This window comes from Halalkalibacterium halodurans (assembly GCF_004376175.1).
GTDB lineage: Bacteria > Bacillota > Bacilli > Bacillales > Bacillaceae_D > Halalkalibacterium > Halalkalibacterium halodurans.
On record NZ_SNUY01000018.1, the window covers coordinates 1 to 24,364 of the forward strand.

The following is a 24,364-nucleotide window of genomic DNA, read 5'->3' on the forward strand; positions in this document are numbered from 1 at the left end:
TGGTTTTCGGCGTTATGATCGCTTGCGAAGCCGTATTCTCTTGCATCATCAATTCAAACATCAAACATTCGGGGTAGGATAAGAGGGGCTCGCCCTCCTATGCCACCCCAACATTTGACTAAGAACCTATAAAAATGAGGAGAGGGCATACGAAAGGGGAAATAATCAGATGATTAAAGTTGGTGTGATCGGATTTGGCACCGTTGGGCAAGGTGTTGTCGAGAGTCTAGTTCAATTGGAGCGAGGATTAAGGAAAGAAGTTACTCTCGAAATGTTGCTTGTGACCAATCGGAGAAAGCATGAACATAGTGAACAGTACGCCCTTGTAACAGACGATTGGAAGACATTTGCTGCTCGTCATTATGATGTGGTATTTGAGGCGGCTGGTGGAATTGAGCCAGTGTATGATTATGTCCGCTTCTTTTTGAAAAAAGGCGTACCCGTCGTGACCGCAAACAAAAAACTCGTTGCTGAAAGAGGAGAGGAACTGGAACGGCTAGCTGCCGAAAACGACACGTACCTTTGTTACGAGGCAGCGGTAGCCGGAGGAATCCCGATTTTAAATGCCATTAAAGGTACGCTAGCGACGACTTCCTTTACATCAGTAGCGGGGATTTTAAATGGAACGACAAACTATATTTTAACAGGGATGATTGAGCAAAACCGACCGTTTCAAGACATGCTGGAGGAAGCCCAGGCCAAAGGGTATGCAGAGGCTGATCCAACGGACGACATTGAAGGATATGATGCATGGTATAAAATCCGAATATTAGCACGACTTTGTTTTGGGATTTGGTCAAACCGTGACGACATTTCGCGAAGCGGACTACATGACGTGCTCGACTGGCACGTCGAATTAGGTCAATCACTAGGGCTCACGTTAAAGCTTGACGGTAGAGCCTCTGTAAAAAATAACACCATTATTGGGTCTGTTGCACCTGCCTTTTTTACAAACGATCATCCATTTAGTACAGTCTATGGCGTTACGAACGCTGTTGTCTTGGAAGGGAAAGCGATCGAGCGACTGCTGTTCACTGGACCTGGTGCAGGGAAGGAGGCGACGGCCAACAGCATGGTCGAAGATTACTTGTTCCATGAACGATACAAAGGAGAACGTCAACCGATGCTCATAAAAGAAAAAGAGCAAAACAGGATCGCGAACGTCCTTGTCATGGTTGCTGCTCATGAAAAAAAGGAAGCAGAAAAGGTGGTAGAGCACTTACCGTGTCAACGGATCAATACATTTGCGGCGGGCGAAGGCGAAGCGTGGTGGCTGAAGGTATATGAGGATGTTATCCCATTCATTTCGAAGCAGCTAGGATTAAGTCTCTATCGTGTTTATGGGGCGTTTGAAAAACAGCTAGTTACGACAAATATGCATCACCCTTCGTCAATCGATGAAACGCTTGAACAAAAGGCTTAGGGTCATCTTTAATAATAAACGTGCGTACACCGCTGGTCGTATGAAGATAAAGATAGCCCATATCCTCTTCAGACTTACGGTAAGAAATATCTAAAATCTGCTTGAGCGGAAAGGTTTCTGATGATGTTACTAATTGATCAGGAAACAGGTGCATTTCAAACGTTTCCTCGATCGTTCGTTTTTCGATCCATCCTATTTCTTGCCGGATGAGAACATAGCGTTGACTTGCAAGACAGTCCATGTAAACCCTCCATAATCAGTAATGGATTTGCTATTTATCGTATCACAGTTACAAGGTGAGCGACAAAAGAAAACAATGACTGAAAATTGCGAAAAAAGATGGTGCACCCTTGCATTAGATGAGGTCTTTATGCTAGAATAAGGTCAGAAATTGAACAAAGAGTCCTGAGGTGTACGTGCATAACTGTACGTTTTGAGCCAACACTTTTGAATAAGGGAGCTTGTTGTCTCCTCATGGATTACATGCCCTTTCTCATAGATGAGGGACGTAAGAAGTGATGAGCAGAGCACCCACCTGCCGAGGGCAGGTTCAAAACCAAAGTTTTCGACGGCACATTTGGGACTCTTTCACACACTGTATTTTGAGCCTAAGGGGGACACACCCTTAGGTTTTTTTACGCTTAAGAGAGTAAAGCGATCGCTTCCGCCATACATAAGGCTAACCTCAATGAACCTCTTTTTAACTCATACTCGTTTCCCCAGAATCAAGCGTTGAGGTCTTTGTTTTTTCGATCTGTTATGATATAGTCATTTCCGTAAAAGGATTGACGCATGTGGAAGGAGAAGAAGGAATGTTGCACCAATTTTCAAGAAATGAACTTGCCATCGGACACGATGGATTAGAGCGCTTAAAGCAATCGACGGTTGCGGTTTTAGGAGTTGGCGGAGTGGGCTCGTTTTCCGTAGAGGCATTAGCCCGTTCCGGTGTCGGCCGCATCGTCATCGTTGATAAAGATGATGTGGATATTACAAATGTGAATCGTCAAATTCACGCATTGCTATCGACGGTCGGAAGGCCAAAAGTAGACTTGATGAAAGAGCGAATTTCCGACATAAATCCAGAGTGTGAAGTCATTGCCTTAAAAATGTTTTACACAGAAGAGACATATGAGCAGTTTTTCAGCTACGAGCCAGACTACGTCATTGACGCCAGTGACACGATTACGTACAAGATTCATCTTATGAAAGAATGTCTCAAGCGGAACATTCCGATCATCTCGAGTATGGGTGTTGCTAATAAGATGGATCCGACTCGTCTGCGAATTGCGGATATCTCGAAAACGAGCTATGATCCGATTGCAAAGGTGATTCGCACCCGCTTACGCAAAGAGGGGATTCATAAAGGGATCGAAGTCGTTTATTCCGATGAGCAGCCAATTCGAATCAGAGAAGACATTCGCAAAGAAATTGTCCCAGAGGCTGCCGAAAGTGGAAAGATACGAAAGGCGAAAATGCCACCATCCTCTAATGCATTCGTTCCGTCGGTTTCTGGATTATTCATGGCCGGTCACGTCATCAGCAAACTTCTCGATGGCATTGAAATCCAGCGTTAATACAACACAAAGCCCACTCAGTCACTCATGACCGAATGGGTTTTGTTTCGTTATTTTGCGATTTTTTCCAAATTACCGTTTTTATCCATCTTGAATGCTTGCGTCGAGGCTGGTTCGTCGTCTTGTAAAATCGCCATCCGCCGCGCACGATTCATAATTTGGATCATTGATTGATAATCTTCTTCGATGATACTATGCTCTTGTTTGATTTTTTGTAGTTCTTTTTCAAGCTCTTTGTTTCGTTCTTGAAGCTGTTCATTTTGTTTCATCAGCTCTTCTTGCTCTTTACGCGTTTGTCCGTCTGCTACTTTATGGGTTGCTAACTGCTGTAAAAATTCAATTACCATCGGTAGTGTAAGAGATGTAGCCTCACCAGTTAACACAACTGGTTGTTGGCTCGCTGTAGGATATAGCTGATAGGCATAAGATGCTGCACGTTTTCGGCGCTTTCGTTCCTTTTTCGCTTCCGCAATTTGTTTTACATAACGCTGACGGACAACAGCATTCCAGCGGAATCCGCAGGCTGCAGATGTCCGGTTTAATACGTCACCTACTTCATCAAAGGCACGTAATTGGGTGCTTCCTTCTTCAATATGTTTTAGTACGGTTTCCGCTAAGAAAACATCATCTTCATGAGACCATGCATCTTGTCTTACTTTCATTCTGGATCATCTCCTCATTAAATCATTGTCTAGTTGTATCGTTTCCAAGAATATGAAGAGATATACCAGTATGATAGAAAAATGCTAGCTTTCTTTTGAAAATGTTGATTTTCTAAGCTTCTCATAGACATCTGCTAAGGCATCTTCAAACTTGCCTGTTCGCTTGGGCTCATAGTATGCTCGACTTTTTAAGGAATCAGGTAAATATTGTTGTTTAACCCAACCACGTTCATAATCGTGTGGATATTTATAGCCAATTCCTCGTCCGAGTTGTTCAGCCCCTTTATAGTGGGCATCTTTTAAATGGGCTGGAACGCTTCCGACATGACCTTTACGAATATCGGCAATCGCTGCATCTAAAGCAACATAAGCAGAATTCGACTTAGGGGAGAGGCAAAGTTCAACCACAGCATTTGCCAGCGGGATGCGGCCTTCTGGGAAGCCGAGGCGCTCTGCTGCTTCAATGGCCGCAAGGGTCCGCGGCCCTGCCTGTGGGCTGGCGAGCCCAATATCTTCGTATGCAATCACAAGTAAACGACGGCCAATGCTTACTAAATCTCCCGCTTCAATGAGTCTTGCAAGGTAGTGAAGAGCTGCATTGACATCACTGCCGCGAATCGATTTTTGAAAAGCGGATAAAACATCATAATGGGCATCACCATCTTTATCATGATGAAAGCTTTTTCGTTGAATGCACTCCTCTGCAACAGATAATGTAATTTCCTTCTCTCCCTTAACATTCGGTTGGGTCGAGCGTACGGCAAGCTCTAGTCCATTTAAAGCAGAGCGTACATCTCCGCCACAAGCGAAGGCAAAATGCGCCAACGCCTCGTCGGAAATGACAACAGGCTCCTCCCCAAGTCCGTGTGTTTTATCCGTCAAGGCTCTTGTTAAGGCAACTTTAATCTCATCCGTCGTTAGTGGAGTGAGTTCAAAAATTTGGCAGCGGCTACGGATCGCAGGATTGATGGAGTGGAACGGATTGGCTGTTGTCGCTCCAATTAAAATAAGCAGCCCTTTTTCTAGGTGAGGCAAGAGAAAGTCTTGCTTCCCTTTGTCGAGGCGGTGGACTTCATCTAAAATAAGAATAAGTTGGCCAGACATTTTTGCTTCCTCAACGACAATTTCCATATCTTTTTTATTGTTGACGACTGCATTCAACAACTTATAATGAGTATCTGTACTGCCGGCGATGGCTTGAGCGATCGATGTTTTTCCGACTCCCGGAGGTCCGTATAAAATCATCGATGAAAGCTGCCCAGCATCCACCATGCGACGGATAATTTTTCCTTCACCAACTAAATGTTGTTGACCAATCACTTCATCAATGTTCGATGGCCGCATTCGATAGGCTAGTGGCTGTTTTTTCATGTAACGTCACCTACAATGTTTAAGTCTGTCTCAAGTGTAAAACATCTTGAAGAAAAAACCAATGCAAACGCAAACCGTGTGAGATGATACCAATTTGAAAACAATTCATGCTATAATGGCAAGGACTTCAAGAGAGAGAAGGGTATTCAGAATGTTATCTGAAACGGAGTGGAGAACGAAACGCTTACTTTTACGTTGGCTTATTTTCATGATCGGCCTGATCGTCATGTCCTTTGGGATTGCTTTGATGATTCGTGCCAATTTAGGAAGTGCTCCATGGGATGTCCTACATATCGGTTTAACGATGCAGTTTGGCTTAACGGTCGGATCGTGGTCGATTATTATGGGTTTTTGTATCATTGGTCTGACTGCTTGGTTAACGAAGGAATGGCCGCAGCTAGGAGCGTTTGTAAACATGCTTTTAGTTGGTGTGTTCATCGATATCTTTTTATGGATGATCCCTCCATTTGAAGGGTTTGTCGTCCAACTGATCGCTTTGATCGTTAGTATTATAATTATCGGATATGGTATCGGTTTATATATCGCACCGAATTGTGGGGCAGGTCCACGGGACAGTTTAATGCTAGCCATCGCTGAAAAAACGGGATGGAAGGTGCAGTATGCAAGGGGCGGGATGGAAATACTCGTACTCACAGCAGGCTGGCTATTGGGTGGACCGGTATTTCTCGGGACGGTTCTGTTTTGTTTCGGGATCGGAACGATTGTCGGGTTTACGCTACCCCAATGCAAAGCGTTCGTAGATTACTTATTAGAAAGAGGGATTCGTTATGAAAATATCCACGAAAGGGCGTTACGGACTTACCATCATGATGGCGCTCGCGAAAAAATCAGGTGAGGGTCCAATTTCGCTAAAATCGATCGCGAAAGAGCATGACTTATCAGAACATTATTTAGAGCAATTAATAGCACCGTTACGTAACGCTATGCTTGTAAAAAGCGTTCGGGGTGCTTACGGAGGATATATGTTAGCAAAAGAGGCATCAGAAATTACCGCTGGGGATATCATTCGCGTGCTTGAGGGGCCGATTAGCCCGGTGGAAGTGATGGAGAACGAAGAACCGGCCAAAAGAGATCTATGGATTAAAATTCGCGATGCGGTCAAGGAAGTGTTGGATAGTACCACATTGGAAGATTTAGCGAATTATGAAGATAAAGGTGACCAAGAATATTATATGTTCTATATTTAGCATTTGAAGAGGGTGTGTGTAACTATGGAGCCGATTTATTTAGATCACGCGGCAACATCACCGGTTCATCCAGAAGTGATCCAAGCGATGCTCCCCTATTATGAGGAGCAATTCGGGAATCCATCTAGCATTCATCAGTTTGGGCGCAGAGCGCGTCAAGGAGTGGATGAGGCGAGAGGGACGATCGCGAGGCTCCTTCAGGCGGACCCTTCTGAATTCATTTTTACGAGTGGTGGTACAGAAGCCGATAATTTAGCGATTTTTGGCTATGCTTATCAACATCGGGGAAAAGGAAATCATATTATTACGAGTCAAGTAGAACACCATGCGGTTCTTCATGCATGTCAAGAGTTGGAACATCAAGGTTTCGAAGTGACGTACGTACCAGTCGATCAAACGGGACGCGTTTCGGTAGAAGACGTTAGGCAAGCGTTACGCGATGACACCATTCTCGTAACACTCATGTATGGGAATAATGAAGTTGGGACGATTCAACCGATTGCTGAGATCGGTGCCTTGCTTCAAGACCATCAAGCGGTGCTTCATACAGATGCTGTTCAAGCGTTTGGCGCAATCTCAATTGAGCTTGACCATCTTCCTGTCGATATGCTGTCAGTATCTGCACACAAAATTAACGGCCCAAAAGGTGTTGGTCTTTTGTATGTTCGAGATGGGGTTGTCCTGAAGCCGGCTTTATATGGCGGGGAGCAAGAACGGAAGAAGCGAGCAGGTACGGAAAATGTTGCAGCGATTATCGGTTTTGCTAAGGCGGTGGAAATAGCCATTGCCAATCGGGAAGAGCGGCAAAAAGCTTATTTCGATTATTGTCAAACATTCTTTGACCAGTTCCAACAAGAGGGCGTACAATTTGTCATGAATGGACACCAGACATGGCGCTTACCTCACATTTTTAATGTCAGCTTTCCTGGTGTTCATGTGGAAGCGCTACTCGTTAATCTTGACCTCGCGGGAATTGCTGCTTCAAGTGGCTCTGCATGTACGGCAGGATCGATCGAGCCTTCCCACGTCCTTGTGGCGATGCATGGAAGCGACTCAGAGCTTGTCACATCAGGTGTGCGCTTTAGCTTTGGTTTAGGCAATACGAAAGAGCATGTGCAATGGGCGGCAAAAGAAACAGCGAAGATTGTCAAACGACTTCAGGACCAAGAGGCGTTTATTCGATAAAAAACCCAAGACCAAAAGGTGGTGATGCAAATGGAAGCAAAACGACCAGAACAGACGCGAGTCGTCGTCGGGATGTCAGGTGGGGTCGACTCATCTGTAACAGCCTTACTTTTAAAGGAACAAGGCTATGATGTCATCGGGATCTTTATGAAAAATTGGGACGATACAGATGAAAACGGTGTTTGTACTGCGACCGAAGATTATCATGATGTCGTTCAAGTATGTAATCAGCTAGGGATCCCATATTACGCGGTCAACTTTGAAAAAGAGTATTGGGACAAAGTCTTCACCTACTTTTTAGAGGAATACAAGGCTGGTCGAACGCCAAATCCAGATGTGATGTGTAATAAAGAAATTAAATTTAAAGCGTTCTTGAACCATGCGTTAACCTTAGGTGCAGACTATGTAGCGACAGGTCATTATGCGCAAGTAAAAAATGTCGATGGCCAATATCAATTAATTCGCGGGAAAGACCCGAACAAGGATCAGACGTACTTTTTAAACGCGTTAAGTCAGCAACAGCTGTCAAGGGTTATGTTTCCTCTCGGCCATTTAGAGAAAAAAGAAGTACGTGCCATTGCGGAACGGGCAGGGTTAGCAACGGCGAAGAAAAAAGATAGCACCGGGATCTGTTTTATCGGAAAACGGGATTTTAAAGAATTTCTGAGCTCCTATTTACCTGCACAGCCAGGAGAGATGCAAACGTTAGACGGTGAAGTGAAAGGCACTCATGACGGTTTAATGTACTACACGCTTGGCCAAAGACAAGGGTTAGGGATCGGTGGTTCAGGAGAGCCTTGGTTTGTGATCGGAAAAAACCTTGAAAAAAACATCTTATATGTAGGACAAGGCTTCCATCACCCAGGGTTGTATTCGGAAGGGCTACGCGCGATTAAGGTGAATTGGATTTTGCGAAGAGAAAGCGACGAGCCGTTTGAATGTACAGCGAAGTTTCGTTATCGTCAGCCAGATCAAAGGGTGACGGTCTATTCACAGAGCGATGGAACCGTAGAAGTCCTGTTTGCCGAGCCACAACGGGCGATCACACCAGGACAAGCAGTTGTCTTCTATGATGGCGATGTCTGCCTTGGCGGCGGGACAATTGATCACGTGTTGAAAAAGAAAGAGGATCGGGAAAGCGCCTGACGTTTTCCCGCTTTTTCTGAACATTGAACTACACAAAATGGACAGGAGAATGATGGGCTGGGCATGGCGTATGTGCTCGGCTTGCTTTTCATCTTTTGGAACCGTGAGGAAAAACCATGAGTAAGGGGGAAACGAAATGAACTTTCATGAGCAAGGAGTTCGCTACATGCGAGAAGAGAACTATGAAGAGGCGGCGAAGGCATTTAATGCAGCAATTGAAGCCAATCCGAGTGATCCAATTGGGTTTGTGAACTTTGGGAACCTTCTTGGAATGGTAGGAGAACTGGACAAGGCGCTTATCTTTTTTGATAAAGCCATTGGCCTTCAAGAAGATTGCGCTCCTGCCTACTATGGGGCTGGGACGATTTATTATAAGCAAGAAAAGTTCGAGGATGGGGCAAAAATGTTTAAGCAGGCGATTGCCCACAAATTAAACGAGACTGATGTTTATTTCATGCTCGGTATGTGCTATTACCAATTAGGTGCGCTTCCCCATGCCCAGGCTAATTTCCAGCGCACACTTGAGCTTGATTCGAATGATGTGGAAGCCCGTTTCCAGCTTGGGCTTTGTCTTGCTCAACTGGAACAGGTTGACGAAGCGATTAAACATTTGCAACTTGTCGTTGAACATGTCCCTGATCATGCGGATGCTCACTTTAATCTTGGAGTAGCTTTTGCATACAAAGATCGACTGGAAGAAGCTTTGGCTCATTTTGAACGAGCGATACATATTCAGCCGGAGCATATTCTAGCCCATAACGGTAAAAAAACGGTGGAAGAAGCGTTAAATAAAGGAGCGAACGAAGCATGACGGATGGGCGCTCATTGACCAATGAAAATGAGCACCTCGAGAAAAGCTATCTCAAAGGGGAAGTCGTTCAGATCATCTTTCGGAACGAAGAGAACCAGTACACGGTTGCGCTAGTTCGTGTCCACGAGTCGTCTGATGATGTGAAAGAGAAAACGATGACCGTGGTTGGTTTGCTACCGAAGCTAGAAGTTCATGATACGTTTACCTTTTATGGTTCTTTCAAAGAGCACCCTCGTTTCGGTGAACAGTACGTTGTGGACGACTTGCGCCGCGAAGTACCGAAAACGTCACAAGGGATCATTCGTTATTTGTCGAGCGACAGATTTCCAGGCATCGGAAAAAAGACAGCTCAGCAAATTGTAGATACACTTGGAGAACAAGCGTTGTCACGAATTGTAGAGGATGAATCGGCCCTTGATGCCGTACCAAAGCTTTCAAAAGAGAAAGCGAAACTGCTTCGAGAACAGCTTTTAGAGCAGCAAGGTTTTGAACAAGTTTTGACCGCTTTATCCGATTACGGGTTTGGGGTGGAGTTGTCGATGAAAGTATTTAATGTCTACAAGCTTCACGCCCTTGAAATCATTCGCACGAATCCATACCAACTCATCTATGATGTGGAGGGAATAGGATTCCGTCGTGCAGATCGTCTTGGAGCAGCCATTGGCATTAAAGGCAACCATCCCGACCGAATTCAAGCCGGCTGTCACTTCGTTTTACAAGAGTGGTGCTTACAAGAAGGGCACATTTTTTTGACGAAGGAAGCGCTCATTCCTAAGATTATTCAGCTTTTATCATCACCAGCTGAGTCGATTGAGGAGCAGGACGTATTAGAGCAAATGCAAATGATGGAAGAAGAAGGAGCTCTCATAGTTGAAGAGGAGCGCGTGTATATAAAATCGTTATACTTTGCAGAAAAAGGAATTGTATCAAGCATCGTTTCGCTACTTCATCAGGAAGTACAAGAGGAGTTCCCTGCTTCAGAATTTTTGCAAAAGCTTGGAGAGTTGGAGGAAGAGCTGAAAATTGAATATGCCCCGTCTCAACGGGAGGCGATTGAAACAGCCCTTTCTTCACCGTTTATGATTTTAACCGGAGGGCCTGGGACGGGGAAAACGACGGTCATAAAAGGGATTGTGGAGCTGTATGCCCGCCTTCACGGACTTTCGCTTAATGTCGCTGATTATCCGAAAGGGACTTCCTTCCCAATATTACTCGTGGCCCCGACTGGCCGGGCAGCCAAACGGATGAGTGAAGCGACAGAGCTGCCAGCCACGACAATCCACCGTTTATTAGGATGGAAAGGTGCCAATAGTGGCTTTGACAAAAATGAACACGATCCCCTAGAAGGTGAGCTCCTAATTGTGGATGAAGTGTCGATGATGGACGTGTGGATTGCTAACCAGCTGCTAAAATCCGTACCGAAAGGGATGCAAGTCATTTTTGTTGGCGACCAAGATCAGCTTCCTTCTGTTGGTCCAGGCCAGGTGATGAGAGATTTGCTTACCTCGGGTGTCGTTCCTACGGTGGAGTTAACGGATATCTATAGGCAAGCGGAAGGGTCCTCAATCATTGATCTAGCGCATGCCATAAAATCAGGTTCATTACCAAATAACATTGTAGAGCCAATGAAGGACAGGCGCTTTTTTCCGTGCACACCGGAACAAGTAAAGGAAGTGATTGGGCAAATTTGTCGTGGGGCAAAAAGCAAAGGCTATACTGCTAAAGACATCCAAGTGCTCGCGCCAATGTATAAAGGAAATGCTGGAATTAATGAATTGAATGCCATGCTTCAAGAATTGTTCAATCCAGCGAGTGAGCAGCGGAGAGAGTTACGGTTCGGGGATATCGTATACCGCACAGGGGATGTTGTCTTACAGCTTGTAAACAATCCTGATGAGAATGTCTATAATGGGGACCGAGGGGAAATTGTGGCCATCTTATTTGCCAAGGAAACGGTGGAAAAACAAGACCAAGTCGTCATTTCTTTCGATGGCGTGGAAGTGATTTATTATCGTAAAGATTTATCACAGATTACTCATGCGTATTGTACATCCATTCATAAAGCACAAGGAAGTGAATTTCCTACGGTCGTCATGCCGATCATCCGCAACTATTCACGGATGCTAAAGCGGAACCTTTTGTACACAGGAATAACGAGAGCGAAGCAATATTTATTAATGTGCGGGGAAGTTTCAGCGATGGAACGAGCGATTCAAGAATTAGATGAAGACGGCCGGAATTCTATGCTGAAGGAGAAGCTTCAGGCAGTACTGGGAAAAGACAACGGACATGACCTAAAGGACGATTGCTTACACTAAAAAATGTTCGGGAAGGTGGCGATACTTTGCGAACATTTGCCTCACTTGAAGGATTACCAGTCATCGACAGGCAGACAGGCAATGAGCTCGGATCGGTGATGGATGGGATCATCGCTCCAGATCGGATGATGGGTTTTCTCGTCAACAAAAACGGTTGGTTCCATCGCCATCAATGGCTCCCGCTTGATCATATTATTAGTCTTGGTACAGACGGAGTAATGATTGAAGCAAAAGGCCTTTCCAAAGAAATTTCGACAAATGGGGGAGCGGCTTATCCGCTCATGCATGGACAGCATAAATTGCAAGGGAAACCTCTCATTACAGAGGAGGGGGAACGGCTCGGCTTAGTGCAAGATGTATATTTTCTGGAAAAAGCGGGCAAGATCGTAGCGTATGAAGTTACCGAAGGTCTGCTTGCTGATATAACAGAAGGGCGAAAAGTCGTGCGCAGCAATGGACCTGTAACGGTAGGCAAAGATGTTTTGATTGTGTCTATGTAGAGGAGGTCCAGTCCATGCAATGCCCCAACTGTCAGTCGAAAGATATTGGAAAGATCGGTACGCACCAATATTATTGCTGGAATTGTTTTGTTGAAATGACGTTAACGAAGGGAAAGCTATCCCTTCATCAGGTGGAAGAAGATGGGACGTTGAGCTCGTTGGATGATCTGTTTGAGGATCACGATTTGCAAATCGGGTCGTAGCAGATGATTGGAAAGTCGCCAAATGAAGACGTGGAGGTGACGTGCTAATGCGTACAGCAGCTTGGACATCACTTGTTGCTCTTGGAGTAGGAGCAGCTGCGTATTCGATGAGCGACCGTAGAACTAAAAGACGAATTCAGCGATATATCCAACCTATTACCCAAATGAACATGGGAAGTGGTTGGAGATCGATTCGTCGCCAGATTTCAAGAACTTGGTCTTAGTGTTGTGTTAAGGACTGAGCCGTATTTTCGGTTCAGTCTTTTTTTGCTTTAAAAGGACTGAACCTTTTATCAGGAGTGTAAGAAAGCAGCCGAAAAACTATTTAACGTTAAAAAGATACGTTTTGCAAAAATGAGATCTGACCAAGGGAATTTGCGTAAATTTAAATGATTCGATGCACACTAACAAATAAATCGATGACGGGGTTTACGCGAGAGGTGTGGCATGGAACGAGATCAACACATTCGAATCATTTACAAATTAATAATCGTTCTCCTGGTTCTTCTCATCATTTACGTTGTCGTGCAACTAGCCGATCTCTGGGTACCGTTTGTATACGTACTGAAACGGCTCTTAATCCCCCTTGGTCTCGCTGCAATCATTACCTATTTATTTCACCCGCTAATTGAAGCCATGCATCGCCGCGGAATGGGTAGAGGCTTAGCCGTATTACTCGTGTTCGGTGCAATGATTGCCTTGCTTGTTTGTTTTGCTGTCGTTGGCGCCCCATACGTACTTCAGCAAATAGAGGAGCTGACGACATCCTTTCCTACGGTCATGAAAGATGTGGAGGGAACGGTGTCAAAAATGGAATGGCAAATTCAGCAACTCCCACATCCTTTCCACAATCAGGCGGAAAATTGGCTTAACCACCTTGGGAAAAAAGCAGGTAACCTTTTAGGACAAATGGAGCGGGTGATCGTCGTTTTGATTCAATCGATGGTGTTATTGATTACAGTCCCTTTTCTTGTTCTATATTTTCTAAAGGATTTCGATCTGATTGAACGAGCGGCATGGTATGTGACTCCTCGAAAATGGCGTCCTAGTTTAAAACGGTATGTCCGCGACGTGGATCGCTCATTCGGTCGGTATATTCGCGGGCAATTGCTCGTGGCACTGTCTGTTGCCGTTGTTTCAATGATGGCGCTTTGGCTGATCGGGGTTCCTTATCCGATCCTTCTCGGTGGCTTTATTGGTGCGACAAATATTATTCCTTATTTTGGTGCATTTATCGGGGCTGTCCCCGCCCTCGTATTCGCGTATTTTGAGTCATGGCCTGTCCTTTTAGCAACAGCGATTGCCCTGTTTCTCCTCCAGCAATTAGAAGGGAACGTGTTATCCCCGCTCATTGTTGGTCATTCCCTTCACCTCCATCCGATCACGATTATCTTAGCGTTGCTTGTAGGCGTTGAAGTCGGCGGGGTAATCGGCTTAATTTTAGCGGTTCCGATTCTCGCAGTTTTAAAGGTAACGTTTATTCATTTGCGTCTTCACGTTAGTAAAGTTGACAGGGAGGTGTAACGTTTTTTATAATATAGGTGCAAAATGGAAAACAGGTAATACGTTGATGGAACGAGTACGTTGCAGACCATCCAAAAACGCCTACATAGCTAGTGCGTAATCAGAGAGGTTGTTCCTTGGCTGAAAGAACAACTGGATGAAGGGTAACGGAAGGCTACTCCGAAGTGCAGGAAAACCCTGCCGTTTGCTGCGTTAAGGCTTAAAGTGATGGACCTATGTCCATAATTAGGGTGGTACCGCGTGACTTCAGCTCTCGTCCCTTCATAAGGGAGAGGGCTTTTTCTTATGGAACCAAAGCCCACATATAGGAGATAAAGGAGTGTACCTGAAATGAAATATCTTACGTCAGCACAAGTTCGACAAATGTTTCTCGACTTTTTTAAAGAAAAAGGACATGATGTAGAACCGAGTGCTTCTCTTGTACCCCACGACGACCCATCTTTGCTCTGGATCAATAGTGGGGTGGCCACATTAAAAAAATATTTTGACGGGCGAGTGATTCCTGAAAACCCACGCATTACAAATGCGCAAAAATCGATTCGGACGAACGACATTGAAAACGTAGGAAAAACAGCGAGACACCATACGTTCTTTGAAATGCTCGGAAACTTTTCGATCGGAGATTACTTTAAAGAAGAAGCGATCGAGTGGGCATGGGAATTTCTCACGAGCGAAAAGTGGATCGGTTTCGATAAGGAGAAATTATCGGTAACCGTCCATCCGGAAGATGACGAGGCTTACTCGTATTGGAAAGAAAAAATCGGCATTCCAGAAGAGCGGATCATTCGATTGGAAGGGAACTTCTGGGATATTGGTGAAGGCCCAAGCGGTCCTAATACTGAAATATTTTACGATCGTGGACCGGAATATGGTGATCAGCCGAACGATCCTGAATTGTATCCAGGTGGAGAGAATGATCGTTACCTCGAAGTGTGGAATCTTGTCTTTTCACAGTTCAACCATAATCCGGATGGAAGCTACACCCCATTACCGAAAAAGAACATCGATACAGGAATGGGGCTTGAACGAATGGTATCGGTGATTCAGAATGTGCCAACGAACTTTGAAACCGATTTGTTCATGCCGATCATCCGTGCGACTGAAAAAATTTCTGGAACGGAATACGGAAGCCATCACGAAGCGGACGTCTCGTTTAAGGTCATTGCCGACCATATTCGTACCGTAACTTTTGCCATTGGGGACGGTGCGCTCCCTTCCAACGAAGGGCGTGGGTATGTATTGCGCCGATTGCTACGCCGTGCGGTTCGTTATGCGAAGCAGATCGGGATTGATCGTCCGTTCATGTACGAGCTCGTCCCAGTTGTTGGTGACATCATGGTTGATTTCTATCCAGAAGTGAAAGAGAAAGCGGCTTTTATTCAAAAAGTGGTAAAAACAGAAGAAGAGCGATTCCATGAAACGTTAAATGAAGGGCTGTCTATCCTTGAAAAGGTGATTGATAAGGCCAAAAGCGAAGGGGCGTCGACGATTTCAGGATCTGACGTATTCCGTTTATACGATACGTACGGCTTCCCGGTTGACTTAACGGAAGAGTATGTAGAAGAGCAAGGTCTACAAGTGGATCTTGATGGATTTGAAGCGGAGATGGAACGTCAGCGGGAGCGGGCCCGTACCGCAAGACAGCAAGCGGGCTCCATGCAAGTTCAGGACGAGGTGCTTGGCCAAATTACGGTAGATAGTACGTTTATTGGTTATAAGCAGCTGTCAACCGAGACGACGATTGAAACGATCGTTCTTGATAAAACAGTGGCAGACTACGTTGGAGCCGGTCAAGAGGCGAAAGTGATCTTGAAGGAAACGCCTTTCTATGCAGAAAGCGGTGGACAAGTAGCAGACAAGGGGATCATTCGTGGAGCGAATGGCTTTGCAGTTGTAAGTGATGTACAAAAAGCACCAAATGGGCAACACTTGCATACAGTTATCGTAAAGGAAGGGACTTTACAAGTAAACGATCAAGTGCAAGCTATCGTAGAAGAAACGGAACGTAGCGGGATTGTGAAAAACCATACCGCCACGCACTTGCTCCACCGAGCGTTAAAGGATGTTCTTGGTGAGCACGTAAACCAAGCAGGTTCCCTCGTATCAGAGGAACGGCTCCGTTTTGACTTCTCCCACTTTGGACAAGTAACAGACGAAGAAAAAGAGAAAATCGAGCGGATCGTAAACGAGAAAATTTGGCAAGCCATCAAAGTGAACATTTCGACAAAGACCCTTGACGAAGCGAAAGCGATTGGCGCGATGGCCTTGTTCGGCGAAAAATACGGTGACATTGTACGCGTGGTTGAAGTGGGTGACTATAGCATAGAGCTTTGCGGAGGCTGCCACGTTACAAACACGTCAGAGATCGGTTTATTTAAAATCGTCTCTGAATCAGGGATCGGGGCAGGTGTTCGTCGGATCGAGGCGGTGACAGGAAAAGAAGCCTTTTTGTTTATGGCAAAACAGCTTGATTTATTAAAAGAAACAGCCGCAACCGTGAAAGCGAAAAACGTAAAAGATGTCCCTGTCCGTGTAGAAGCATTGCAACAACAAATTCGAGAATTACAACGGGAAAATGAATCACTCAACGCAAAATTGGGTAACATGGAAGCTGGAAGCCTTGTAAACGAAGTCCAGGAAATCGAAGGGGTCCCTGTATTAGCAAAAGCGATTAGAGGTGCGGACATGGATGGCTTGCGGTCGATCGTTGACAAATTAAAGCAAGAGATACCGTCTGTGGTGATCGTTCTGGGAACAGCAAGTGAAGGGAAAGTAAATATTGTGGCAGGGGTCACAAAGGACTTGATCAACAAAGGCTATCATGCAGGGAAGCTCGTAAAAGAAGTGGCGACTCGCTGCGGTGGCGGCGGTGGTGGAAGGCCAGATATGGCGCAAGCAGGAGGGAAGCAACCAGAAAAGTTACAAGATGCCCTCAGCTTTGTTTATGAATATGTGAAATCAATTTCCTAAATGAATCAATTTATTGTACAATAAAGGAAACGAGGAAGTACGACCTAACGCAGTCGGTTGGTCAGAAAGAGGTGTTTGTGATGAGCTCTATGGACAACACGATGAAGTTTAATGTGAACGAAGAACCGGTCAGTGTCGACGTCCAAGAGGTTTTAATGTCAGTCTATGAGGCTCTTGAAGAAAAGGGGTACAATCCAATTAATCAGATTGTCGGCTACCTGCTTTCGGGAGATCCAGCTTACATCCCGCGCCATAAAGACGCGCGGACGCTCATTCGCAAGCTTGAGCGTGATGAATTAATTGAAGAGCTTGTCAAATCCTATTTATCACAGCACCGCAAGAGCTTAGAATGAGAACGTTAGGACTGGATGTTGGGACGAAGACAATCGGAATTGCTGTTAGCGATGCCCTCGGGTGGACGGCTCAAGGCTTGGAAACATGGAGACGATCTGACGCAAATGAACAGGCAGATTTTGAACATATTGCTTCTTTGGTAAAGGAGTACGAAGTAACAACGATTGTCATCGGATTGCCGAAAAACATGGATGGCTCCATTGGTCCAAGCGGTGAACGAAACGAGACGTTTGCCGCTGAGCTTAGACGCTATGTACCATGTGAGATTGTTATGTGGGATGAGCGACTTACGACCACGGCAGCTGAAAGGATGCTCATTTCCGCTGATGTGAGCCGGAAAAAGCGTAAAAGCGTCATTGATAAAATGGCAGCCGTAATGATTCTTCAAGGATACTTAGACCGACAACAATTAAAATGAAAAGAGGTGCCGTATGGCTCAAGAAGAAAAAGAACGGATTGTTATCCCTGATGAAAATGGGGATGAACATCTATTTGATGAACTATTCAAATTTACAGTAGACGAAACAGGAAAATCCTATATCCTTCTTACACCAGTTGGTGAAGAGGAGGGAGAAGAGGAAGAAGCAGAAGTCTTTGCCTTCCGTTTTGAGGATCGTGAAGGAGAAGAGAACGACATCGCCTTGTTTCCAATCGAAACGGATGAAGAATGGGACATGGTGGAAGAAATGCTCAACACGTTTAGCGAAGAGTAATATTGATCGAAAGCAGGCCTTCATGGTCTGCTTTTTCCATTTGTACTGTTCATTCTCGAAAACCTAGAGCAATATTTAATCATGAAGTTTTTCTTAAATTTGGACATTCCTCGGAAAAGCTTGTCAAAAAAGGAGGGAAGTATAGTATAATGGATCGGTGGAAGGAGGAGAACCATGTCTGATTCCAACGAAAAGGCTCGAAATTCTGTTTTCGAAGAGCGGCTCGCTCAAGCGAAAATGGCTCGAAAGATCGTGTTATTTTCTGTTCTAGGATTGGTGCTTATATTATTAATTGTGATAGGTAGTGGGTACCTATATGTGAAAAATGCGTTAAGTCCTATGGATCAAGAAAATAATGAAGAAATTGAAGTTACGATTCCTATCGGATCAACAACCACTCAAATTGGGTCAATTCTTGAAGATTCAGGACTCATTCGAAATTCGACATTTTTCCGCTATTATGTAAGGTATAAAAATGAATCTGGATTTCAAGCAGGGGAATATGTTCTGTCGCCGTCGATGACGATGGATGAAATAATCTATGAATTGAAGGATGGACGTATGCTTGAAGATCCTGCGCTCGTTTTTACAATTCCAGAAGGATTATGGTTAGAACAAGTCGTTAAGCTGATTGCGGAGCATACAGATCATGAAGTGGATGATATTATGGAAACGATCAATGATCGTGACTATTTAAACCAACTGATTGATCAATATACGATTTTAACAGATGACATTCTCGATGAAAGGGTTCGTCATCCGCTGGAAGGGTATCTTTTCCCAGCACGATACGATTTTATAGAGGAAAAGCCTGAGATAGAGACGATTATTGAAGGGATGATTTCACGAATGGAAAATGTACTCATGAAACATTCCGACATGCTAGAGGATAGTGAATATTCGGTGCATGAGATTTTAACTTTGGCCTCGATCATTGAGCGTGAAGCGCAAAAATCAGAGGATCGATACCTTATTTCAGGCGTCCTATATAATCGACTTGAGGAAGACATGATGTTACAAGTAGACCCAACGGTAGCGTATGCTTTAGGTGAACATCGCTACATGACTTCACATGCAGATCTTGAGGTCGATTCCCCTTACAACACATATCGATATAAAGGTATTCCTGTTGGACCAATTGGGAATCCTGGGGAAGACTCGATCGTAGCAGCTCTAGATCCAGAGGACACAAATTATTTATTCTTCTATGCTCGTTATAATGGCGAGGTCATTTACAATGAAACCTATGAGGCTCATAATGAAACTCATCAAAAATACCGCCATGAATGGGTTGAAGCACAGGAAGAGCAAGAGGAATCGTAATGGTGCAGGCATGAGACTTGGAACATGAGGGAAATACTTGACTTGAAAACTCGCCAACTGGCGAGTTTTCTTTGCAGGGATCGTCTAAAAGGACACACGACATGAAGATGAAAACATCCAATACAGCCATCCTGTCACTTGGGGTGTTGGCAAGTACAAGGGAGTGGAACATAATGATAGAAGAACGTCTGAAGCACTATTTAGAAAAACAAATACCTGCACGGGATCAGTATATTGAGCAAATGGAGCGAGAGGCCCACGAGCAGCAAGTGCCGATCATGGATTTACTTGGGATGGAGTCCCTTTTACATCTATTAAAAATGGCCGCACCGGCACGGATTCTTGAAATTGGTACAGCGATCGGTTATTCTGCGATCCGCATGGCGCAAGCTTTGCCAGAAGCAACGATCGTATCCATTGAACGAGATGAACGGCGGTATGAAGAAGCGCATAAGCATGTGAAGGCTTTAGGACTCGAGTCAAGAATCGAATTGTTGTTTGGCGATGCGTTGCAGTTAGGTGAAAAACTTGAATTATATCCCCTTTTTGATGTATTATTTATTGATGCTGCAAAAGGTCAGTACCGCCGCTTTTTTGACATGTACAGTCCTATGGTTCGTCCTGGGGGCCTTATTTTATCAGATAATGTGTTGTTTCGCGGTCTTGTCGCTGAGACAGACATTGAACATAAGCGTCACAAGCAATTAGCAACAAAAATTGATACCTATAACCAATGGCTGTTAGAACATCCTCAATACGACACGAGGATTTTCCCTGTTGGTGATGGGATAGCGATTAGCATAAAGAGAGAAACGAAAGGGGATACGGACGATGAAAAAGCCTGAGCTACTCGTCACACCTACTGATGTGGCTGCAGTTGAGCCGCTCGTGAAGGCGGGAGCAGATGCCATTCTCATTGGAGAGCAACGGTACGGCCTGCGCCTTGCGGGAGAATTTACGAAGCAGGATGTGCAAAAGGCAACCGTCATTGCTCAAGAGTTAGGGGCAAAAGTGTATGTCGCGATGAATGCTATTTTTCATAATGAGAAAGTGGACATGCTTGCTGAGTATGTTCGTTTCTTACGGGATACAGGGATAGATGGGATTGTCTTCGGTGATCCTGCAGTCCTCATGACCGTGCGAGAAGTTGCCCCTAATATGAAGCTCCACTGGAACACGGAAACGACTGCTACGAATTGGTATACGGCTAATTATTGGGGACGTAAGGGGGCCAAACGGGCCGTGCTTGCCCGTGAAATAAGCATGGATGCCATTGTAGAGATTAAAGAGCATGCAGAAGTGGAAATTGAAGTGCAAGTGCATGGTATGACAGCGATGTTCCAATCGAAACGGAAGCTTGTCGGCAACTACATGGAGTTCCAAGGGAAAAACTTAGAAGTGGAAAATCGCGATAAAAAACGTAACATGTTTTTGTACGACCCTGAACGAGAAGCGAAATATCCTATTTTTGAAGACGAAAATGGCACCCATATTATGAGTCCGAACGACATCTGTATTATTGACGAGCTAGAGGATATGATCGATGCTGGGATTGACAGCTTTAAGATTGACGGGATTTTGAAAACGACGGAATATATGGAGAAAGTAACCTCTCTTTATCGACAGGCGATCGATTTATGTGCAGACGATCGGGAGGCATATGAAGAGAAGAAGGAAGATTTTATAGAGGAAATCGAAGCGATCCAACCGGTGAACCGATCGATTGATACAGGTTTCTTCTTTAAAGAAACCGTTTATTAAAGGAGGGAAGAAAACATGCAAGCAATCGCGACAAAAACAGCAGAGGGGAAGCGGGTCATTACGAAGAAGCCAGAGCTTCTAGCTCCTGCTGGGAGTTTGGAAAAGTTAAAAGTTGCGATCCATTATGGAGCGGATGCTGTCTATATCGGGGGCCAAGAGTTTGGTCTTCGCTCCAATGCGGACAACTTTTCGATCGAAGAGATGCGTGAAGGCGTGGAATTTGCTAATAAATATGGGGCTAAAGTATATGTGACGACGAACATTTACGCTCATAACGAAAACATGGATGGTTTGGAGGAATATCTCTCGGCCTTGCAGGAGGTCGGTGTGACAGGTATTATCGTAGCAGACCCGCTCATTATCGAAACATGTAAACGAGTCGCACCAAAGGTAGAAGTTCATTTAAGTACACAGCAGTCCTTGAGCAATTGGCTAGCGGTGAAGTTTTGGAAAGAAGAAGGTTTACACCGTGTCGTGCTTGCCCGTGAAGTGGGACTTGAAGAAATGCTCGAAATGAAAAAACATGTGGACATCGAAATCGAAACATTCGTCCATGGCGCCATGTGTATATCCTATTCGGGACGCTGTGTATTAAGTAACCATATGACAGCCCGTGACTCGAACCGTGGAGGATGCTGTCAATCCTGTCGGTGGGATTATGATCTATACGAGCAACAAGATTCAGCGGAAATACCGTTATTTGCTGAGGGCGATGTACCATACACGATGAGTCCGAAAGATTTAAACTTAATTCAAGCGATCCCACAGCTTATTGAAGCAGGAATTGACAGCTTAAAAGTGGAGGGGCGCATGAAATCCATTCATTATGTCGCCACTGTCACGAGCGTGTATCGTAAAGTGATTGATGCGTACTGCAGCGATCCAGATAACTTTAAAATTAAACGTGAGTGGTTAGAAGAGCTTGAAAAATGTGCGAACCGTGATTTCGCACCGCAATTCTTTGAAGGAACACCAACCTACAAAGAACAGATGTATGGAATTCATCCAAAACGGACAAAGTATGATTTCGTTGGCCTTGTCTTAGACTACAACGAAAAAACAGGGATCGTCACCCTGCAGCAGAGAAACCATTTCAAACAGGGAGATGAAGTGGAATTCTTTGGACCTGAGATCAATCGGTTCACCCAAACAGTGGAGAAAATTTGGGATGAAGATGGAAATGAACTGGATGCCGCTCGTCATCCGTTACAAATTGTAAAATTTAAAGTGGATCAAAAAGTGTATCCGCAAAACATGATGCGTAAAGAGGTACGATAATGGGGAAAAGACCAATCATCATCGGCGTAGCCGGAGGGACTGGCTCTGGAAAAACAACCGTAGCGAAGGAAATATTTTATCAATTTAATGAAAAATCGATCGTATTAATTGAGCAAGATGCATATTATAAAGATCAATCACAGTTAAGTTTTGAAGAACGCTTGCAGACGAACTATGACCATCCTCTTGCATTTGACAATGATTTGTTAATTGAACATCTGCATAGCTTATTAAATGGTCAATCGATTGAAAAGCCAGTATATGACTACAAGCTGCATACACGTTCAAATGAAGTGATCCTAGTGGAACCGAAAGACGTGATCATTCTTGAGGGGATCTTACTACTTGAAGATGAACGGTTACGCGAGCTAATGGACATTAAACTGTTTGTTGATACAGATGCAGATATCCGCATCATTCGCCGAATGGTGCGCGATATTCGTGAGCGTGGGCGAACGTTGGAATCGGTCATCGAACAGTATACAAAGGTGGTCCGGCCAATGCATATGCAATTTATCGAACCGACAAAGCGTTATGCAGATGTAATCATCCCTGAAGGGGGACAAAATCGGGTAGCCATTGATTTAATGGTGACAAAAATTCGCGCAATTATTGAAGAAAAAGCCGTTTTATAATAGCATAGAGGGAAGCGAGGGTGAATCACCCCTTGCTTCTTTTCTACATAAGCTCCTTGTATAAGGGGTAAATAAAGGATTTCAGCAATGATTGTAGAAGTAACTTAAGAAGATTTATGAATGTGAATCTGTTTATTTTGTAAGGAATTGAGGAGTGAAAGGACATGGCAGAAGAAAAAAAGCATTACATGACACTTGAAGGGAAGAAAAAGCTAGAGGAAGAATTGGAATATTTAAAAACGGAACGACGTAAAGAAGTCGTTGAACGTATAAAAATCGCTCGTAGCTTTGGCGACCTTTCCGAAAACTCAGAGTACGACTCCGCGAAAGAAGAGCAAGCTTTTGTTGAAGGGCGTATTTCACAAATTGAGAAAATGATTCGCAATGCTGAGATTATTGAAGAAAGTGAAGGGGATGCAAACGTTGTATCCTTAGGGAAAACCGTTAAGTTTGTAGAAATCCCTGACGGTGAGGAAGAAGAGTATACGATCGTTGGAAGTGCAGAATCAGACCCGTTTGAGGGAAAAATCTCCAATGACTCACCGATGGCACAAAGTCTCCTTGGTCATACGATTGATGACGTTGTAATCGTCAATACTCCAGGCGGGGAAATGGAAGTAAAAATCTTAGAAATTCGATAACGTGAAGAGGAGGCGTTGCACAAGTGACGTCTCTTTTTCGTGGGATAAAGGAAAGAATAAGTCTCATGTATAAGCGAGTTTTCTTTCAGTTTGTTAAAAGTTGATCAAAAAGACGGATTCGCTTCCCGACTTAAAGGTTGTTATAATAAAAGAGAAGCTTGACTGACGGATATGGGGGAGTGAGGAAATGCCACGATCTCGATTAGAAGCACGCAAAAAACGCAGAGTAAACACGTTTTTAAATGTAGCCATTGGTATTGTGGCATTGCTAATTATCTACTACACTGCCCAGCTTTTCATCAACCCAGGGGCAGACGAAACAACAGCAGATGTAGAAGAGACGAACGAACAAGAACAGAATGGAGCGAATTCTGATTCTGCAACTGACGGAGATTCAAACGATCCAGACGGTCAAGAGGTGGAGGAGCAAGAAGAAGAGACGGTCGAAGCTGGAGTGGAGGATGGAGAATGGGAGCCAATTGGTACTCAACAAACAGGAGAGTTTTCACATGACTTCACAAGAGGTAGCGTAAACTGGAACGAAATGGTGCGGGCTATTGAGTATGCGACAGGGTTAAGCGGGGACGAGTATATCTTGGAACGACTCGAAAATGGTGGCACAGCGACAACCGCTAGAGGAATTGTCAGCCTTAAAGGTGATCGAGCTACTCAATACCAAGTGACGATTGAATTTATTGAAGGAGAAGGCTGGATGCCGATTGAACTAATTGAACCTTAGGGAATAACCGATCTCTTAAGATGGA

At 44.5% G+C, this 24,364-nt stretch carries 26 protein-coding genes and 1 other RNA gene; 24 read left to right on the plus strand and 3 right to left on the minus strand.

Annotated features, from left to right (window positions below; all coding sequences use genetic code 11):
- Positions 1-169 precede the first annotated feature (169 nt).
- Positions 170-1,423 carry a homoserine dehydrogenase gene (locus E2L07_RS07740; RefSeq protein ID WP_134229285.1) on the plus strand — a complete coding sequence of 418 codons (1,254 nt, stop codon included), beginning with the start codon at positions 170-172 and terminating at the stop codon, positions 1,421-1,423.
- Here the strand turns inward: E2L07_RS07740 and E2L07_RS07745 are convergent.
- The gene (locus E2L07_RS07745) at positions 1,365-1,664 is read right to left on the minus strand and encodes a hypothetical protein (RefSeq protein ID WP_010897422.1); all 300 of its coding nucleotides are present in this window, start codon (positions 1,662-1,664) and stop codon (positions 1,365-1,367) included. The two genes, E2L07_RS07740 and E2L07_RS07745, sit on opposite strands and share 59 nt — an antisense overlap.
- A gap of 158 nt (positions 1,665-1,822) precedes the next feature.
- Between E2L07_RS07745 and ssrS the strand changes: the two genes are divergently transcribed.
- Positions 1,823-2,011: non-coding RNA, 6S RNA (gene ssrS / locus E2L07_RS07750), on the plus strand.
- Positions 2,012-2,235: 224 nt separating this feature from the next.
- Positions 2,236-2,997, plus strand: coding sequence for a tRNA threonylcarbamoyladenosine dehydratase (locus E2L07_RS07755; RefSeq protein WP_053431578.1), 762 nt, complete (start codon positions 2,236-2,238; stop codon positions 2,995-2,997).
- 50 nt (positions 2,998-3,047) lie between these two features.
- Here the strand turns inward: E2L07_RS07755 and E2L07_RS07760 are convergent, their stop codons facing one another.
- Both E2L07_RS07760 and E2L07_RS07765 read right to left on the minus strand, forming a co-directional pair.
- The gene (locus E2L07_RS07760; RefSeq protein ID WP_134229286.1) at positions 3,048-3,659 is read right to left on the minus strand and encodes an RsfA family transcriptional regulator; all 612 of its coding nucleotides are present in this window, start codon (positions 3,657-3,659) and stop codon (positions 3,048-3,050) included.
- Between the two features lie 84 nt (positions 3,660-3,743).
- The gene (locus E2L07_RS07765) at positions 3,744-5,030 is read right to left on the minus strand and encodes a replication-associated recombination protein A (protein WP_134229287.1); all 1,287 of its coding nucleotides are present in this window, start codon (positions 5,028-5,030) and stop codon (positions 3,744-3,746) included.
- A gap of 151 nt (positions 5,031-5,181) precedes the next feature.
- Here E2L07_RS07765 and E2L07_RS07770 point away from each other — a divergent pair, with 151 nt between their 5' ends.
- The 21 genes from E2L07_RS07770 (at position 5,182) to E2L07_RS07870 (ending at position 24,339) form a co-directional block, all read left to right on the plus strand.
- The gene (locus E2L07_RS07770; RefSeq protein WP_010897426.1) at positions 5,182-5,886 is read left to right on the plus strand and encodes a YczE/YyaS/YitT family protein; all 705 of its coding nucleotides are present in this window, start codon (positions 5,182-5,184) and stop codon (positions 5,884-5,886) included.
- Positions 5,819-6,238, plus strand: coding sequence for a cysteine metabolism transcriptional regulator CymR (cymR, locus tag E2L07_RS07775; RefSeq protein ID WP_010897427.1), 420 nt, complete (start codon positions 5,819-5,821; stop codon positions 6,236-6,238). Before E2L07_RS07770 ends, cymR begins: the two co-directional genes overlap by 68 nt.
- Before the next feature lie 24 nt (positions 6,239-6,262).
- Positions 6,263-7,423, plus strand: coding sequence for a cysteine desulfurase family protein (locus tag E2L07_RS07780; protein WP_134229288.1), 1,161 nt, complete (start codon positions 6,263-6,265; stop codon positions 7,421-7,423).
- 30 nt (positions 7,424-7,453) lie between these two features.
- Positions 7,454-8,569: a tRNA 2-thiouridine(34) synthase MnmA gene (gene mnmA / locus E2L07_RS07785; protein WP_134229289.1), complete on the plus strand. Its 1,116-nt coding sequence runs from the start codon at positions 7,454-7,456 to the stop codon at positions 8,567-8,569.
- A gap of 136 nt (positions 8,570-8,705) precedes the next feature.
- Complete coding sequence (locus E2L07_RS07790; protein ID WP_134229290.1) at positions 8,706-9,380, plus strand: tetratricopeptide repeat protein; 675 nt, start codon at positions 8,706-8,708, stop codon at positions 9,378-9,380.
- Positions 9,377-11,698 carry an SF1B family DNA helicase RecD2 gene (recD2, locus tag E2L07_RS07795; protein ID WP_134229291.1) on the plus strand — a complete coding sequence of 774 codons (2,322 nt, stop codon included), beginning with the start codon at positions 9,377-9,379 and terminating at the stop codon, positions 11,696-11,698. Before E2L07_RS07790 ends, recD2 begins: the two co-directional genes overlap by 4 nt.
- A 26-nt stretch (positions 11,699-11,724) precedes the next feature.
- On the plus strand, positions 11,725-12,198 hold the full coding sequence (locus E2L07_RS07800; RefSeq protein WP_010897432.1) for a PRC-barrel domain-containing protein: 474 nt from the start codon (positions 11,725-11,727) through the stop codon (positions 12,196-12,198).
- 14 nt (positions 12,199-12,212) lie between these two features.
- A complete protein-coding gene (locus tag E2L07_RS07805; RefSeq protein WP_010897433.1) occupies positions 12,213-12,401 on the plus strand; it encodes a hypothetical protein in 189 nt (62 codons plus the stop codon).
- 47 nt (positions 12,402-12,448) lie between these two features.
- A complete protein-coding gene (locus E2L07_RS07810) occupies positions 12,449-12,625 on the plus strand; it encodes a DUF3918 domain-containing protein (RefSeq protein WP_134229292.1) in 177 nt (58 codons plus the stop codon).
- Between the two features lie 223 nt (positions 12,626-12,848).
- Positions 12,849-13,925 carry an AI-2E family transporter gene (locus tag E2L07_RS07815; protein WP_010897434.1) on the plus strand — a complete coding sequence of 359 codons (1,077 nt, stop codon included), beginning with the start codon at positions 12,849-12,851 and terminating at the stop codon, positions 13,923-13,925.
- A 330-nt stretch (positions 13,926-14,255) separates the two neighbouring features.
- On the plus strand, positions 14,256-16,895 hold the full coding sequence (gene alaS, locus E2L07_RS07820) for an alanine--tRNA ligase (RefSeq protein ID WP_134229293.1): 2,640 nt from the start codon (positions 14,256-14,258) through the stop codon (positions 16,893-16,895).
- A gap of 80 nt (positions 16,896-16,975) precedes the next feature.
- A complete protein-coding gene (locus E2L07_RS07825) occupies positions 16,976-17,248 on the plus strand; it encodes an IreB family regulatory phosphoprotein (protein ID WP_010897436.1) in 273 nt (90 codons plus the stop codon).
- Positions 17,245-17,667, plus strand: coding sequence for a Holliday junction resolvase RuvX (gene ruvX / locus E2L07_RS07830; protein ID WP_134229294.1), 423 nt, complete (start codon positions 17,245-17,247; stop codon positions 17,665-17,667). Before E2L07_RS07825 ends, ruvX begins: the two co-directional genes overlap by 4 nt.
- A gap of 13 nt (positions 17,668-17,680) precedes the next feature.
- Positions 17,681-17,962: a DUF1292 domain-containing protein gene (locus E2L07_RS07835; RefSeq protein WP_010897438.1), complete on the plus strand. Its 282-nt coding sequence runs from the start codon at positions 17,681-17,683 to the stop codon at positions 17,960-17,962.
- Positions 17,963-18,136: 174 nt separating this feature from the next.
- Positions 18,137-19,285 (plus strand): endolytic transglycosylase MltG, encoded by a 1,149-nt coding sequence (gene mltG, locus E2L07_RS07840; RefSeq protein WP_134229295.1) that lies wholly within the window; start codon positions 18,137-18,139, stop codon positions 19,283-19,285.
- Positions 19,286-19,386: 101 nt separating this feature from the next.
- Complete coding sequence (locus tag E2L07_RS07845; protein ID WP_276399885.1) at positions 19,387-20,130, plus strand: O-methyltransferase; 744 nt, start codon at positions 19,387-19,389, stop codon at positions 20,128-20,130.
- Entirely contained in the window at positions 20,117-21,046 is a 930-nt protein-coding gene (locus E2L07_RS07850) for a peptidase U32 family protein (RefSeq protein ID WP_010897441.1), read from the plus strand. Before E2L07_RS07845 ends, E2L07_RS07850 begins: the two co-directional genes overlap by 14 nt.
- Positions 21,047-21,061: 15 nt before the next feature.
- Entirely contained in the window at positions 21,062-22,324 is a 1,263-nt protein-coding gene (locus tag E2L07_RS07855) for a peptidase U32 family protein (RefSeq protein ID WP_010897442.1), read from the plus strand.
- Entirely contained in the window at positions 22,324-22,959 is a 636-nt protein-coding gene (gene udk / locus E2L07_RS07860; RefSeq protein WP_134229296.1) for a uridine kinase, read from the plus strand. Before E2L07_RS07855 ends, udk begins: the two co-directional genes overlap by 1 nt.
- A 164-nt stretch (positions 22,960-23,123) precedes the next feature.
- The gene (gene greA / locus E2L07_RS07865) at positions 23,124-23,600 is read left to right on the plus strand and encodes a transcription elongation factor GreA (protein ID WP_010897444.1); all 477 of its coding nucleotides are present in this window, start codon (positions 23,124-23,126) and stop codon (positions 23,598-23,600) included.
- A 187-nt stretch (positions 23,601-23,787) separates the two neighbouring features.
- Positions 23,788-24,339 carry a YrrS family protein gene (locus tag E2L07_RS07870; RefSeq protein WP_134229297.1) on the plus strand — a complete coding sequence of 184 codons (552 nt, stop codon included), beginning with the start codon at positions 23,788-23,790 and terminating at the stop codon, positions 24,337-24,339.
- Positions 24,340-24,364: the final 25 nt, after the last annotated feature.